This is a genomic window from Comamonas sp. B21-038, assembly GCF_022387135.1.
GTDB classification, from domain to species: Bacteria; Pseudomonadota; Gammaproteobacteria; order Burkholderiales; family Burkholderiaceae_C; genus Comamonas; species Comamonas sediminis.
Window position 1 is genome coordinate 3126866 of the sequence record NZ_CP092462.1, and the last position, 13500, is coordinate 3140365.

The window sequence follows — 13500 nt, forward strand, 5'->3', positions numbered from 1 at the left end:
AGCGGCCGCAGCCGTCAGTTGTGCGAATAGCTGTCGGGGTCCAGACCCCGCTCGGGCATCGGCGGCTCGGCCTTCCTGGAGTTGCGGTAGAGGTCTTCTGTCAGGTCGGTAAAGCCGTTGGAGATCTGCTCCTCCATCTGCTGGCTGCGCTCCAGGCGGGGGCGCGAATCGCGCGCGGTGACCACACGCGGGGTGATGAACACCACGGTCTCGATCTGGGTGTCGCTGTCGTTGTTGTTCTTGAAGGCCCAGCCCAGCACCGGCACATGGCGCAGGCCCGGCAGGCCATCGGTGGCGCGCGAGGACTGGCGGCTCAGCAGGCCCGAGAGGATGATGGTGTCACCGTCGTCGACATTGAACTCGCTCTCGGTGCGGCGCGTCAGCAGCCCCGGGATGCCATCGACCGAGACCGACTGGTCGATGTTGTTGACCTCGGCCAGGATTGAGCCGGAGATATTGCCTGCGCCATCGGCCATCGGCTTGACATGCAGGCGCAGGCCATAGGGCTTATAGTTGACCGAGCCGGTACCCAGCGCGCTCATCGCGGGCAACGGGATTTCACCGCCCGAGAGGAAGCGCGCCTCGCCGCCGCTGCGGGTGGTGAGCTTGGGCGAGGCCAGCAGCATCGCATTGCCGCGCTGCACCTGCAGGTTGATCGCCGAGGTCAGCGCCGTGCTCAGGCCAAAGTAGTAGCGCGCCTTGCGCCGGCGCTGGTCCAGAAAGCCCTGGCCGTAGCCGCTGTCCAAGTTCAGGAAGGGCGAGTTCTCCGGCAGGATGCGGTAGCCGCCGTTGGAGGCGATATCGGAGAACAGGCCAAAGTTGAAACCACCACCGGTCGTATCCCACTTCATGCCCAGATCGTCCAGCGCCGAACGCGAGAACTCCACAATGCGCACATCCATCTCGATCATGCGGTCCACACGCAGGCGCTCCGAGGTGGCGAAGGACACGACGGCCGGTCCGTACATGCGCGCAATCTCCCGCAGCCGCGATACCGCAGCGGGGTCAAGGTTGGCGCCGTCGAGGATGATCTTTTCGCCGACACGGGAGACGCTCACCCCGCTGATGCCGGCGGTCAGCATCGAGATTTCGCCTTCGATGCGGTCCAGGTCGACCACATTGACGCGCGCCTTGAGGCTGCTGACCTGGCCGTCCTTGCGCCAGATATGGACCGTGCTTTCGCCGGCGTCCAGCGCTGTCAACAGCAGGCTCTTCTGGTCCACGACACGCGCTTCCATGATCTTGCCATTGCCGACGGCCACGCGCACGACGTCGCGCAGCTCTATCAAGGTCATCTGCCCCACATAGAGCGACAGCGATGCCGGCAGGTGCCTGATCACCAGAGGCTGCACGCCACCGATGCTGGTTGCATCTGCGGCAGCCTGGGTGTTGACGCTGACCGTGGGCAAGGTGCGAAAGCCAGGCGATGTGAGAGGCGCCATCTGGCCCTCGGTATCGCGGGCGAAATCGCCCCCCTCGCCCCCTTGGCTGCGCTGCTCGGCTTCCGCCTGCAGCGAGGCAGATTGCGCAGCGCGCAGCAAATCACCGAGTGCACCGGTGGCTGCCGGCTGCGTGGTGCCGCCCGATGGCTGTGCGGCCAACAACGGCGCCGTAGGCAGGGCCAGCGCGAGCGCGGTGCAAGCCGTCGCACCCCAGTTCTGAAGGGCCGGACGGGGACGGGACATACGGATCATCAAGGAATTCATGGTCTACCAACTCTAGGGAGCGAACGGCACAGCAAGGCCAGGGAATAGATCAGCACGCAGCGGGGATCAGTAGGAGCCGGCCACGGCGGGCGCCTGGGGCGCCGGCGCGCTGGCGCCAGGAACGGCCGCAGCGCCCAGCAAGGCCGCCAGCGGCGTCTGCATCTGGGTCTTAACCCCGCTGCCGCCGACGATGTACTCGACCATTGCCGGTGTGCGGTTGGGCACGGTCCGTACCGGGGGGCGCTGGGGGCGGAAGCTGTCGATGTAACTGGCCAGCTGCTGGGCGTTGGTGCCGGTGTCGAGCTTCTGGCGGTCATCGGCATTGCGCAGTGCCGCAACGATCTTGCCCAGCTTTTGCGCGAGGATCAGGCGCTGCGCATCGACCGGCGGCAGGCCCACAGTCACCGTGGTGTAGCTGCGCTGGCGGTAGGGATCGACGGTGTTGGCGATGTCGGGGCGCTTGCGCAGCTCGGAGAACTGCTCCGAGGTGATCTGGCCGGTGGCACGCACGACCACGTCCTGCAACAGCGGCACGACGATGGCGTCCTCGGCCTGGGTGCCGCCATCCTTGTCGGCGATGAACAGGAAGTCGATATGGTCGCCCGCGCGCAGCATGCCCGATATCGTGCTGACCTCGTCGACCGGAATGGTCACCGCACGCACGCCGGCTTCGAGCTCCTCGGAGAACAGCTTGCGCGGCGTCACAAAAAAGTTGGCCAGCAGCGGCTTGCCGGCGCTGATGTCCACCGACAGCTGGCGGCCCAGAAAGGCGTCGATCATGTCCGGCGTCAGCACATCGGCATGCACATAGGCCGAAGGCACGCTGCGCTTGGCCACCATCTCGGGCAGCAGCGCGGTGCCGGCGGGAATGTTCTGGACCGGCACCACCACATCGGTGCGCAGGCGTTCGGCTTCCGATTCCAGGTTGGCCTGGATCTCGCGCTCGGAGGTCTTCAGGTAGTACCAGCCCAGGCCGGCTGCGATGACCCCGAGCGTGATGGCGGCGATCAGCGGAGCGGCGCGGCGCGAACCATTGGCCAGCCGGGAGAAACGGTTCGGTTTGGGAGAGTTTGGGGTCACCATGGCAAAGAGATCGTGTAGGAATAGGAAGCCCAGGCTGCGCGGAAGGCATCGATCAGCAGCTGAAACAATGACTTGTCGGCCCCCGGCATGGGCGCGAAGAACACCGCCGCCAGCACCCCCGCGACGATCACGTACTCGGTCATGATCTGCCCCGACTGCCGGCGGCTGCGGATAACAGGGAGGGGGAGGTTCGGTGTCGGCATGCGGGAAACGGCTAGGCCTGGGGCAAGGTGTTGCTGATGACGATGGAGCAACCCACGCCGTTGTGGGCCAGAGCGATCACCGCCTCCTGGCCGCCGCGCCGCAGCACCACCTGGGCGCGCGTTCCGCCTTGGATGGTCTTGCGGCTGAGCACGGTCCATCCGGCCACCAGCGCCTGTTCGCGGATGTAGAGCTCATTGGCCTCGACGCTCAAGGTATTGCCCCAGACGGTGGTGCGGTTGACCCGGTCAGCATCGAACGAAAAGGTGTCGGAAAACTCATCGGTGCCCATCGGCACGGCCAGGTAGCTGCGGCGCTGCAGCTGCTCGCTGACCAGTTGCGGCACCGCGCCATGCAGCCAGGCCGACGAGATGCGCACCTGCTGCTTGCCGCTGGGCAGCGGCCGGAACTCGACCGTGATGCGGAAATGGCCATCGCGCGCGCCGAGGATCGGAATGCCTTCGAGCGTGGTTTCCGAGAAATCGGATTTGCCCCCCAGCCATTCCTGGTAGAAGCGCCGGGCCTGGCGGGTGTCGCCGTCGACATCAAAGGCCTGGATCTGCATCGGTATCTTGTTCTGCACGATCAACTCGGCCACCCAGTACGGCGACAGATGCTTGTCTGGAAACAGGATGACCGGCCAGGCAATGGCGCTGCCGGGTGCGGCGCGGGCTGCCAGCGGCACGGCGGCGGCCAGCGCGGCCAGCAGCAGCCAGGCCAGCGGCAACCACAGCCCTGCTGGCCGGCGCACAGCACGCACGCCACGCCTGGGCCTGTGCAACAGCATCATGGTCATGGCAAGGTGTTGACGACCGGCGGCGGCGGGAACGCGCGGTAGAAGCGGAAGCAGTCCTTGCCGTCGGGCTTCTCCAGCGGTCCGCACTCGTGCTCGCCCGGGTTGTCGTTGTAGTGCTCATTGGCAGGCACCTTCTGCAGCCACTCATAGCGGTCGAGCGGTACCGACTTCTCCTGCGCATCGCCAGGCGTCAGACCCATCGTGAGCTTGTTGTGGTCAAAGGTGGGCCAGAGCCACTTGAGCGTGCTGCCCAGTTGCCCCAGCGGCGCGCGGAAATCCTGGTACTCCGGGCGGTCCAGCAGCTTCATCGGCACCAGCCCCTGGATCTTGGATTCCTCGCGGTTCGTGCCGCCGGCGCTCCAGGGCTCGGACAGCATGGTCACATGGTCCTTGATCTGCAACTTGAGCGGCAGCGGCGTGTCGTTCTTGTGCAAGGCCGACTCCACCTTGCCAAATTCGGTTGGGAAGCGCGCAGCGGCAAAACCGGCACCCCGCTCCAGTGCCACCTCGGTGCGCATATAGCCCTGGGTGACAAAGCGGAACTTGGCGATCGACTCGCCCTTGGCCAGGTTCTGCACCTCACCGACCTTGGAGAAGATGGTATCCATGAAGGCGGCGACCGAGGGCAGTGGCGCAGCGGTGGTCTTGGCGCTGAGCGACTCGTTGAAGTCGGGCATGCGGGCCTGGCCCGACGTGAACTCGGACACCGCCTCGCCATGCACAGCCGTGTTGGTGTCCTGCGTGGGATCGCGGAACACATGGCGGCGCAGGTCGTTGCTCAGCTCGGCATCGGACTTGCGGATGGCGCCGCTGGCGCCCTTGTACTGGTCGGCCGACATGACCTCGGTTTCCGTCGCCGCGGGAAACCAGACCGCGCGCTGCCAGGCATTGAGCTTGGCCGCCGCCGTGACCTGCATGCGCGCCTGGCCGTAGTCGGCAATCAATGGTACGGCCGCCATCAGCAGTGCCGCAAAACCGCTGATCAACGTGACCTCGACCAGCGCGCTGCCCTGCTGCGCGCGGTGCCGGGCACGGCACTGCAGCGCCTTCATCGGAGGAGTCTGGAGCATCATTGCGCGGCATCCTGGTTGTCGGGCTCGCCGCCGCCAAACAGGCCATCCGACCCGCCCAGGGTGGAGCCGGCCACGGCCACGCCACGCGCCCAGATGGAGGGCTCGACATGGTGGACCTGCCAGTAAGGGGAGAACAGGTTCTTGTGCTCGATATAGCCGCCGGTGAAGCCGACCTTGATCGTGCGGCCGGCGATCTGCAGCGACTTGTACTGGTCCTTGGTCATGTCGCGGCGCTGCCAGCGGTCCTGCGGCCGCTTGAAATACAGCTGGGCCGAAGACAGCACGCTCATGTCGCCACCCAGCATGCGGTCCCGCAGGCCGATGCTGTAGTCGTCCTTGGCATAGCCAAAGCCGGCTTGTTCGCCAGTGCGCACATCGCTGCCCCGGCGCGCCACCATCACCGAGATCGTGGGCCCCTTGTCGGTCAGGCTGCCCCACTTACGGGGGTTGATGCTGGTCATCGACAGGTCGCCATACCACTTGTCCTGGTCCCGGCCCTTGAGCGTGCGCAGCTGGCGCACATCCCAGTAGCGGGGCAGCGAGAAATTCCTGGTGGCCAGCCCAATGTCGGTGCGCGGCTTGTACTTGTAGGCCGAGTTGAACTGCAGCACCGCATAAGGCACCAGCAAATTGTTGCCATCCCGGTCGCGCCCCGCCGCATAGATGGCGCTGTCGGACAGGCCGTCTGCGGTCAGCTTGCCGTAGTTGCGCTTCTCATCGCTTTGGTACTCGGGATCGGCATTGCGCGGCTTGAAGTTCTTGTCGTAGGAGCGCAAGGCCAGACGGTGGCCGGACCAGCCCTTGTCGGCATAGCCGGAGCCACCCGTGGCAGCGGCTGCGCCCAGCCCGAAATCGCCGACAAAGCGCTCGCCCAGCAGCACCCCGGCGCCGAAGATATTCACCGAATCGGCTGATTGCCAGCGGATGCGGCCCCGCTCGTCGGCCAGGTCCGAGCCCCGGGTGGCGACCAGCTCGGTGCCGCCCTTCCACGACACCGTGCCTTTGAGCAGCTCCTGCATGGCCGTGGCAATCGGGCCGCTGGAGAGGTCAAAACTGGAGCCCTCGTTTTGCATGCCGCTGATGCCCTGACCGATCAGGCCCGGGAAAATGCGCCGGTCCTTGCTGAAGTCATCGCGTGTCGCCTGGGCCGCATGGGCAAAACGCATCGCATCAAAAAAATCGTCCTCGTCGTTGCGGCGGTCCGACGTGGTGCTGTAGAGCTTGATGAAGTTGAGAAACTCCAGCGACGAGCTGGCAATCAGCGGTGCATTGGCCGCTACCGGCAAATAGGCCTTGTCGTCGTTGTCGCTGAGCACATCCTTGGCGACGACGATCGCCTCGGGAATGCTGGCGCCGGTTGTCGCCGCCTGGGCCAGAGAGATGGCGGTGTTGAGCACCCGCAGCGCGTCCACCATGATCTGGAATGGCCGGGCCGACGGCTCGATGGCCTTGGCGATGTTGTTGGCCTGGCGCTGGTACTTGGCGGCCGCCTGCACATTGCCACCCCACTTGACCAGGTAATTGATGGCGCTGATGAAGTCATAGCGCGCAGCAGCGGCTGCTGCCTGGGCCAGGTTCCACACGCCCTTCTGCCCTTCGATCTCCACCCGCGCCACCTGGATATTGGCCGCCGTGCTGACCACCATGCCCACCGACGTTTGAAAGCTCGCCAGCATCGCGACGCCCGCTTCATTCGCGGCCATGGCCCGATTGGTATAGGCCAGAAAATTCAATTGCCGCGCAAATACCGTTGAAGCGCTATACGTCATCGCATCGGCATTGTTTTGCAGCTTCATTTTGTCTCGCGTCACAATGGCCGTGTTATAGACCAGGAATATGCCGAGACAGACCACCGGAACCATGGCCAACAAATAGACAATCACCTGCCCTTTTTGTACGCGATCCCCGAATCGATACGAAGATGGTTTATGCATGATGGCCACTATTATGTAATTCGTCGGATTCCGGAGGCCCTCCCTCCCGTCGATAGCCCAAAGCCATTATCCCAACCCGGCCCACCCAAGGGTTTGCACTGAATACCAGCCGCCTACCGCAGGCAGTACCTGCTTACGCTGGGGCCAGCCGCCTGCAGCTTCGCAGCAGCGCAACCGGGTTGCGACAGCGGTTGTTATTTGGCACCGTCGTTACCACCCTCGGTATAGGTCGACATATTCATGTTCTTCTGGGCATTGGTCAGCGCCTTGCCCGATGCTGCCTGTGCCGCAGTAATGCCTTCCTTGCCCGATTCACCACCCACTTCCTTGGCCATACCCGCAACCTGGCTGCGCACCGTCTGGCCGAAAAAGCTGAAGGCGGCAATCGCGGCAATCGCAATCAAGCCCAAGATAATGATGTATTCCGTCATGCCCTGGCCGCGCGATTTGCGCTTGGTCACCGGCAGGGAAAGTCTTGCGACAGCGGATGGGGTGTGATTTGTGATATTCAAGGCGAGCTCCTCATTCATGGATCATTCGGACGAAAATGCAGTCATTTCAGAAACCATGCCATGCGACCGCGCAGCGCAATTACTGAACGGCGCAATGGTATCTATCTGTTTTCGCGATGTACATGCCATTTTTATTAAAATGTTAACAAAGTGTTTCTTTGCCTAAATAGACTGAATGAGCTTATTTGTCAAAATTAATTTGTTGCTAGATGAAATTTTTCAACTGTCATATTGATGACATCCACAGGTTATTGAACAATCCTTTGCAGCCAACGCCAGTCAACACAATAATTCCATAGAAATCATGACCCAAGCCCCTAAACCGAGGGAACGTCCCATAATTACACGACATATATATGCAATCGATATTCGATACCGTCCCAGAATAACTTGCCATAATTAGCGAGTAATCATTTCATCTGTCCAATAAATAAGCAGCATTAATCGCTGCCCCAACACATAGCAAGGGATCTGCTGCCTCCTCCGCTGTCGCGGTCTGAACATGGGCCGGCGCGAGTGCTCAGGTGGAATGTCTTGTCTGCTGCAGGCCGCTGACGCGCGAAGACGCCTTACACCATGAGCCGATCCGCACGCCACGCCTTCGGAACGTACAGCGCAGAAGATCCCCGGACACGGAGAAACAAGCATGGAAAAAGGCAGACCGAAGTCAGGCATCACACTGACCGAACGGGAACGTGAACAGCTCGAAACCATGGCCACCCAGGCAGGCCAGCCCGCCCATCTGGCGGCCCGCGCCCGGATCATCCTGCGCAGCGTGGAAGGCGACAGCAACACCGCGATCGCCCATGGCATGGGACTGACGCAGGCGACGGTGGGCAAGTGGCGGCGCCGCTTTGCCAGCCACCGCGTCGTGGGCCTGTATGACAACATGCGCCCGGGCAAGCCCCGCACGATCAATGACCGGCAGCTGCAAACCATCGCTGCCATCACCACAGCCGAAACAGCCTCTGGCGACGCCGCACCCGACAGCGTGCGCGCGCTGGCAGCGCGCACGGGCATGTCCAAGAGCAGCGTGGCCCGTTATCTGCAGCTGCTGGGTAAAACCAGGTCCCGTCCCCACTTTGCGCTCTTCAGCGATCCGCTGCTGCTGGAGCAGCTGCAGGCCCCCGCTGCGCTCTACCTGAGCGGCAGCGACAGAGCGCTGGTGATCTGCCTGGACACCAAGAGCCCGTTGAGCCTGCCTGCCGCTCCCCGCAAGGCCGGCCCATCCCACGCCCTCACCGACCATGGCAGTTGGCCGCATTCGCTCTCAACGGCGCTGTGCAAGGCACTCAGCAGCCCCTGCACAAGCCCGCCAGCGCAGTGCAAGCCCCGTCTCCGGCACCAGGAGTTTCTGGTCTTCCTGCGTGAAGTCGAAGCCATGCTGCCGCCTCATCTGGATGTGCATTGCATCCTCGACACCAGCGCGCTGAGCCAGCACCCCAGCATCAAGGCCTGGCTGGGCACGCGCCCGCACTGGTGCACGCATGGCTGTGGCGACTACGCCGCCTGGCACCGGGAGCTGGGCCGCTTTCTGAGCCGGCTGGGCACCCAGCGCAGCGCGAACACGCCCAGCCGGGAATGTGCGCAATGGCTGCAGTCTGTCGACGCATTGGCACGCCAACAAGGCGCCCATCACCGCCCCTTTCGCTGGATGGGAGCACTGCATCCGCTGGAGGAGAACGGCACCACCGCAAGCCCGCAGTCGCGGCCATGCGCGGAAAAGCCGGACACGGGCGACTATTGAACCCCAAGGGCATGCCGGGGGCGTCTAAAGCACGCGACCGGGGAATGTAACAAAATGATGTAGCATTCCCACACTACCCAGGGGCAGATGCAGATGAATGGCGCACTACAAAGAGACCAACGCAGATGGCAACGATGCTGACGACCGTCCGCGCGCTTCTGGTTCTGCTCCTCTGCGTGCTGGCCAGCGGGACCGAAGCGGCCAACTACCCCTGCAGCGGCAGCAAAGGCGGCATCGCGCACTGTGCGGGAACGCGCTTTGTCTGCCGCGACGGCTCCATCAGCGGCTCCAAGCGCGTCTGCACGGCCGCCGACGCAGCCACGCCAACCCTGCGTCCGCTGGTCACCAATGCCACACCCTCCCGCACGGACTGCGCCTGCCGCGCCAACCGCTATTGCACGGGTCCACGCGGCGGACGCTATTGCCTGTCCGACAGTGGCAAGAAGAGCTATTTGCGCGACTGAAGGGCCGCAGCAGATGGCGGCCCAGCGCAAGGGGCTGAACATTCCAGCGCGGCGGTCTGCGCGGATGCGCGCGCCTGGCATAACGCACGCCCCCTGCGCCGCTGGTCCGTCTGCGGTGCGACCGCCGTGGTGGAATGGCAAGCCGTTGCGCGTCAGGCCTGCGAGCGCTCGCACCGTCATCAAGAGGCCCGCGCAGTGGGCTGGCACCTGTCACTACCAGCGATGGAAGATCTGTAGGACGTGCGCCGACAGGCACGCTGCGGAAATGAAGGTGGAGATGGAGAGAGAAAGAGTGCTCTTGGAAGCTGGCCGATGACCGCCAGCCTGCCGCAGCATAGATGGTGTTCCGCAAGACCGTGCGGACGATCGTGGGGTGCACGCATCGCCAGCGCACCGGCGTGTCTGCCGCAGCATCGCGCCAACGCCAGTAACGCATCATCCGGGTGGTGCCTCGAGCCGGGATCGAACCGGCACGCCACTTTCGCGGCACGGGATTTTAAGTCCCGGGTGTCTACCAATTTCACCATCGAGGCACGCAGCCTGCCATTCTAGCCGCTCCCGCTGCGCTGTTGGACGAAGACAGCCCGGGAACTCCGTGTGGACACGGTAGCCACAGCATCTGCAGATGCGCGCAGTGCCCATGACAGCGAATGCGCGAGGGGAAAACGAAGACAGGCGTCGTGCCGGTCTGTGCAGCGGCAGCAACATGCGCCAGCGTGCAGAACGCAGACGCCGAAAAGCAAAAAAGAGCCCAAAGGCTCTTTTCGCAATGTGTTGGAGCGGGAAAACGGGTTCGAACCGTCGACCTATACCTTGGCAAGGTATCGCTCTACCAACTGAGCTATTCCCGCAAAAACCAGCATGAACGGATCCACACCAGCTTTGAAACTGGAGCGGGAAAACGGGTTCGAACCGTCGACCTATACCTTGGCAAGGTATCGCTCTACCAACTGAGCTATTCCCGCAAAAACTAGCATGAACGGATCCACACCAGCCTTGAAAACTGGAGCGGGAAAACGGGTTCGAACCGTCGACCTATACCTTGGCAAGGTATCGCTCTACCAACTGAGCTATTCCCGCAAATTTTGTTCGTTTCACCACGAACCCAAAACGTACTGACAAGCATGTTCTGGAGGCGCGAACCAGAGTCGAACTGGTCTAACCGGATTTGCAATCCGGGGCATAACCGCTTTGCTATCGCGCCATGGATTGTTGCCATGCTGAAACCATCAACACAGCCAATTTGGAGCGGGAAAACGGGTTCGAACCGTCGACCTATACCTTGGCAAGGTATCGCTCTACCAACTGAGCTATTCCCGCATATCCGCTTTACCGGAAGTCCGCTATTATATACCGGGCTCCGCGATGGTATGCATTGTAACGCATATTTTTTGGTCTTTTTGGCAAACCAGCCCGTTTTTGATGACGGGCCGGTTTTCCGGTCAGGACCGCAGCCCGTCAGTGCTTGACGGCACGCGAGCGGCGCGCTGGCGCGGCCTTTGCGGCAGTGGCAGCCACCGCAGCGGCCGGCACCACCGGCACGGGTTCTGCAGCCGGCGCATCGCTGTCGCTCAGCGGCGCAGGCGTGGTTTCGAGCGCCACTTCCAGCACCTTGTCGATCCAGCGCACCGGCACGATCTCCAGACCGCTCTTGACGTTGTCGGGGATCTCGGCCAGGTCCTTGACGTTCTCTTCCGGGATCATCACGGTCTTGATGCCGCCACGCAGCGCAGCCAGCAGCTTTTCCTTCAAGCCACCGATGGCCGTCACTTCACCACGCAAGGTGATCTCGCCGGTCATCGCCACATCGGCGCGCACCGGGATCCCGGTCAGCACCGACACCAGCGCGGTCGTCATCGCGGCACCGGCGCTGGGGCCATCCTTGGGGGTGGCGCCGTCGGGCACGTGGATGTGGATGTCGCGCTTTTCGAACACGTCATCGCGGATACCGAGCGAGCGCGCACGGCTGCGCACCACGGTGCGGGCCGCCTCGACCGATTCCTTCATCACATCGCCCAGCGAGCCGGTGCGGTTGATGACGCCCTTGCCAGGCATGGCCGCTGCTTCGATGGTCAGCAGATCGCCGCCCACCTCGGTCCAGGCCAGACCGACGACCTGGCCCACCTGGTTCTTCTGCTCGGCATGGCCATACGTGAACTTGCGCACGCCCAGGTAGTCGGGCAGATTGTCGGCCGTCACCTGCACCGGTGCCTGCGCCTTGCCCAGCTGGATGTTCTTGACCACCTTGCGGCAGATCTTGGACAGTTCACGCTCGAGCGAACGCACACCGGCTTCACGGGTGTAGTAGCGCACGATGTCGCGCACGGCGTCCTCACGCAACTCGAGTTCACCGGCCTTGACGCCGTTGTTCTCGATCTGCTTGGGCAGCAGGTAGCGCATCGCGATGTTGGTCTTCTCGTCTTCGGTGTAACCGGCCAGGCGGATCACTTCCATCCGGTCCAGCAACGCCGGCGGGATGTTCATCGAGTTCGAGGTGGCGACAAACATCACATCGCTGAGGTCGAAGTCGACTTCCACATAGTGGTCGCCAAACTTGCTGTTCTGCTCGGGGTCGAGCACCTCCAGCAAGGCACTGGACGGGTCGCCCCGGAAATCCATGCCCAGCTTGTCGATTTCATCGAGCAGGAACAGCGGATTGCGCGTGCCGACCTTGGACAGGTTCTGCAGCACCTTGCCTGGCATCGCGCCGATGTAGGTGCGGCGGTGACCCCGGATCTCGGCCTCATCGCGCATGCCGCCCAGCGCCATGCGCACATACTTGCGCCCGGTGGCCTTGGCAATCGACTGGCCCAGCGAGGTCTTGCCGACGCCAGGTGGGCCGACCAGGCACAGGATCGGTGCCTTGACCTTGTCGACGCGCTGCTGCACCGCGAGGTATTCGAGGATGCGGTCCTTGACCTTGTCGAGGCCATAGTGGTCTTCGTTGAGCACGTCCTCGGCCACCACCAGGTCCTTCTTGACCTTGGTTTTCTTGCCCCAGGGCAGGTTCACCAGGGTTTCGATGTAGTTGCGCACCACCGAGGCTTCGGCGGACATCGGCGACATCAGCTTGAGCTTCTTGAGCTCGCCTTCGGCCTTCTTGCGCGCATCCTGCGTCATCTTGGCGAGCTTGATCTTCTTCTCAAGGTCTTCCAGATCAGCGCCGTCCTCGCCCTCGCCCAGCTCCTTCTGGATCGCCTTGACCTGCTCGTTCAGGTAGAAGTCGCGCTGGCTCTTTTCCATCTGCTTTTTGACGCGGCCACGGATCTTCTTGTCGACATTGAGGATGTCGACTTCGCGTTCGAGCTGGTCGTACAGGTTTTCCAGGCGGTCCTGCACCTTTTGCAGCTCCAGCACGGCCTGCTTGTTCTCCAGCTTCAGCGGCAGGTGGGCGGCAATGGTGTCGGCCAGACGGCCGGCATCATCGATGCCGGAGATGGAGGTCAGGATCTCGGACGGGATCTTCTTGTTCAGTTTGACGTACTGGTCAAACTGCTGCATCACGGCGCGGCGTAGGGCTTCGATCTCGCTGGCCTTGTCGGCGCTGTCGCCAGCCTCTACCGGTTCGATCCGGGCGGTGAAGTAGTCCTCGCCTTCCGCAATCTCCTGCACCAGCGCGCGCTGCACGCCCTCGACCAGCACCTTGACGGTGCCATCGGGGAGTTTGAGCATCTGCAGGATGGTCGAGACGCAACCAACGTTGAACATGTCGTTGACGGTGGGATCGTCCTTGGCGGCCGTCTTCTGGGCCACCAGCATGATCTTGCGGTCGCCCTCCATCGCGGTCTCCAAGGCCTTGATGCTCTTGGGACGGCCAACGAACAGCGGGATCACCATGTGCGGAAAAACGACCACGTCCCGCAGCGGGAGCATGGGCAATTCCAGGGAATGGGAGGAAGGGGTGTGGTTGTCGGACATGAAAATCCTTTTGAAACTTGTACGAAGATGATTCGTAAAAGTGATTTTTCAACCCTTGGCCATCAA

The 13500-nt window shown here is 62.8% G+C and carries 10 protein-coding genes and 6 tRNA genes; 2 read left to right on the top strand and 14 right to left on the bottom strand.

Annotation, left to right across the window (positions count from 1 at the left end):
• Positions 1-14: 14 nt before the first annotated feature.
• The 7 genes from MJ205_RS14395 to MJ205_RS14425 all read right to left on the bottom strand — a co-directional run bounded on the left by MJ205_RS14395 (position 15) and on the right by MJ205_RS14425 (position 7305).
• Positions 15-1685: a type II and III secretion system protein family protein gene (locus MJ205_RS14395; RefSeq protein ID WP_239809099.1), complete on the bottom strand. Its 1671-nt coding sequence runs from the start codon at positions 1683-1685 to the stop codon at positions 15-17.
• Positions 1686-1772: 87 nt separating this feature from the next.
• Positions 1773-2789 (bottom strand): Flp pilus assembly protein CpaB, encoded by a 1017-nt coding sequence (cpaB, locus tag MJ205_RS14400; protein WP_239809100.1) that lies wholly within the window; start codon positions 2787-2789, stop codon positions 1773-1775.
• Complete coding sequence (locus tag MJ205_RS14405; RefSeq protein ID WP_239809101.1) at positions 2783-2992, bottom strand: hypothetical protein; 210 nt, start codon at positions 2990-2992, stop codon at positions 2783-2785. The genes cpaB and MJ205_RS14405 overlap by 7 nt, the downstream gene beginning before the upstream one ends.
• Positions 2993-3003: 11 nt before the next feature.
• The gene (locus tag MJ205_RS14410) at positions 3004-3780 is read right to left on the bottom strand and encodes a hypothetical protein (RefSeq protein ID WP_239809102.1); all 777 of its coding nucleotides are present in this window, start codon (positions 3778-3780) and stop codon (positions 3004-3006) included.
• 2 nt (positions 3781-3782) lie between these two features.
• Complete coding sequence (locus tag MJ205_RS14415) at positions 3783-4856, bottom strand: hypothetical protein (protein WP_239809103.1); 1074 nt, start codon at positions 4854-4856, stop codon at positions 3783-3785.
• Positions 4856-6655: a hypothetical protein gene (locus MJ205_RS14420; protein WP_239809104.1), complete on the bottom strand. Its 1800-nt coding sequence runs from the start codon at positions 6653-6655 to the stop codon at positions 4856-4858. The genes MJ205_RS14415 and MJ205_RS14420 overlap by 1 nt, the downstream gene beginning before the upstream one ends.
• 332 nt (positions 6656-6987) lie before the next feature.
• Entirely contained in the window at positions 6988-7305 is a 318-nt protein-coding gene (locus MJ205_RS14425; RefSeq protein WP_409450138.1) for a pilus assembly protein, read from the bottom strand.
• Positions 7306-7951: 646 nt separating this feature from the next.
• Between MJ205_RS14425 and MJ205_RS14430 the strand changes: the two genes are divergently transcribed.
• Positions 7952-9052: a helix-turn-helix domain-containing protein gene (locus MJ205_RS14430; protein ID WP_239809105.1), complete on the top strand. Its 1101-nt coding sequence runs from the start codon at positions 7952-7954 to the stop codon at positions 9050-9052.
• A gap of 134 nt (positions 9053-9186) precedes the next feature.
• Positions 9187-9516 carry a hypothetical protein gene (locus tag MJ205_RS14435; protein ID WP_239809106.1) on the top strand — a complete coding sequence of 110 codons (330 nt, stop codon included), beginning with the start codon at positions 9187-9189 and terminating at the stop codon, positions 9514-9516.
• A gap of 444 nt (positions 9517-9960) precedes the next feature.
• Here the strand turns inward: MJ205_RS14435 and MJ205_RS14440 are convergent.
• From MJ205_RS14440 to lon, 7 genes are all read right to left on the bottom strand, one after another.
• Positions 9961-10049, bottom strand: a tRNA-Leu gene (locus MJ205_RS14440).
• Between the two features lie 242 nt (positions 10050-10291).
• Positions 10292-10367: transfer RNA gene (locus MJ205_RS14445), tRNA-Gly, on the bottom strand.
• A gap of 38 nt (positions 10368-10405) precedes the next feature.
• Positions 10406-10481 (bottom strand) — tRNA-Gly (locus MJ205_RS14450).
• A 39-nt stretch (positions 10482-10520) separates the two neighbouring features.
• Positions 10521-10596, bottom strand: a tRNA-Gly gene (locus MJ205_RS14455).
• A 50-nt stretch (positions 10597-10646) separates the two neighbouring features.
• Positions 10647-10720: transfer RNA gene (locus MJ205_RS14460), tRNA-Cys, on the bottom strand.
• A gap of 40 nt (positions 10721-10760) precedes the next feature.
• Positions 10761-10836 (bottom strand) — tRNA-Gly (locus tag MJ205_RS14465).
• Between the two features lie 138 nt (positions 10837-10974).
• Complete coding sequence (gene lon / locus MJ205_RS14470) at positions 10975-13434, bottom strand: endopeptidase La (RefSeq protein ID WP_239809107.1); 2460 nt, start codon at positions 13432-13434, stop codon at positions 10975-10977.
• Positions 13435-13500 lie beyond the last annotated feature (66 nt).

Coding starts and splice junctions, on each gene's coding strand:
- MJ205_RS14395 (WP_239809099.1), bottom strand. CDS start 1,685: ATGTCCCGTCCCCGTCCGGCCCTTCAGAACTGGGGTGCGACGGCTTGC.
- cpaB (WP_239809100.1), bottom strand. CDS start 2,789: ATGGTGACCCCAAACTCTCCCAAACCGAACCGTTTCTCCCGGCTGGCC.
- MJ205_RS14405 (WP_239809101.1), bottom strand. CDS start 2,992: ATGCCGACACCGAACCTCCCCCTCCCTGTTATCCGCAGCCGCCGGCAG.
- MJ205_RS14410 (WP_239809102.1), bottom strand. CDS start 3,780: ATGATGCTGTTGCACAGGCCCAGGCGTGGCGTGCGTGCTGTGCGCCGG.
- MJ205_RS14415 (WP_239809103.1), bottom strand. CDS start 4,856: ATGCTCCAGACTCCTCCGATGAAGGCGCTGCAGTGCCGTGCCCGGCAC.
- MJ205_RS14420 (WP_239809104.1), bottom strand. CDS start 6,655: ATGAAGCTGCAAAACAATGCCGATGCGATGACGTATAGCGCTTCAACG.
- MJ205_RS14430 (WP_239809105.1), top strand. CDS start 7,952: ATGGAAAAAGGCAGACCGAAGTCAGGCATCACACTGACCGAACGGGAA.
- MJ205_RS14435 (WP_239809106.1), top strand. CDS start 9,187: ATGCTGACGACCGTCCGCGCGCTTCTGGTTCTGCTCCTCTGCGTGCTG.
- lon (WP_239809107.1), bottom strand. CDS start 13,434: ATGTCCGACAACCACACCCCTTCCTCCCATTCCCTGGAATTGCCCATG.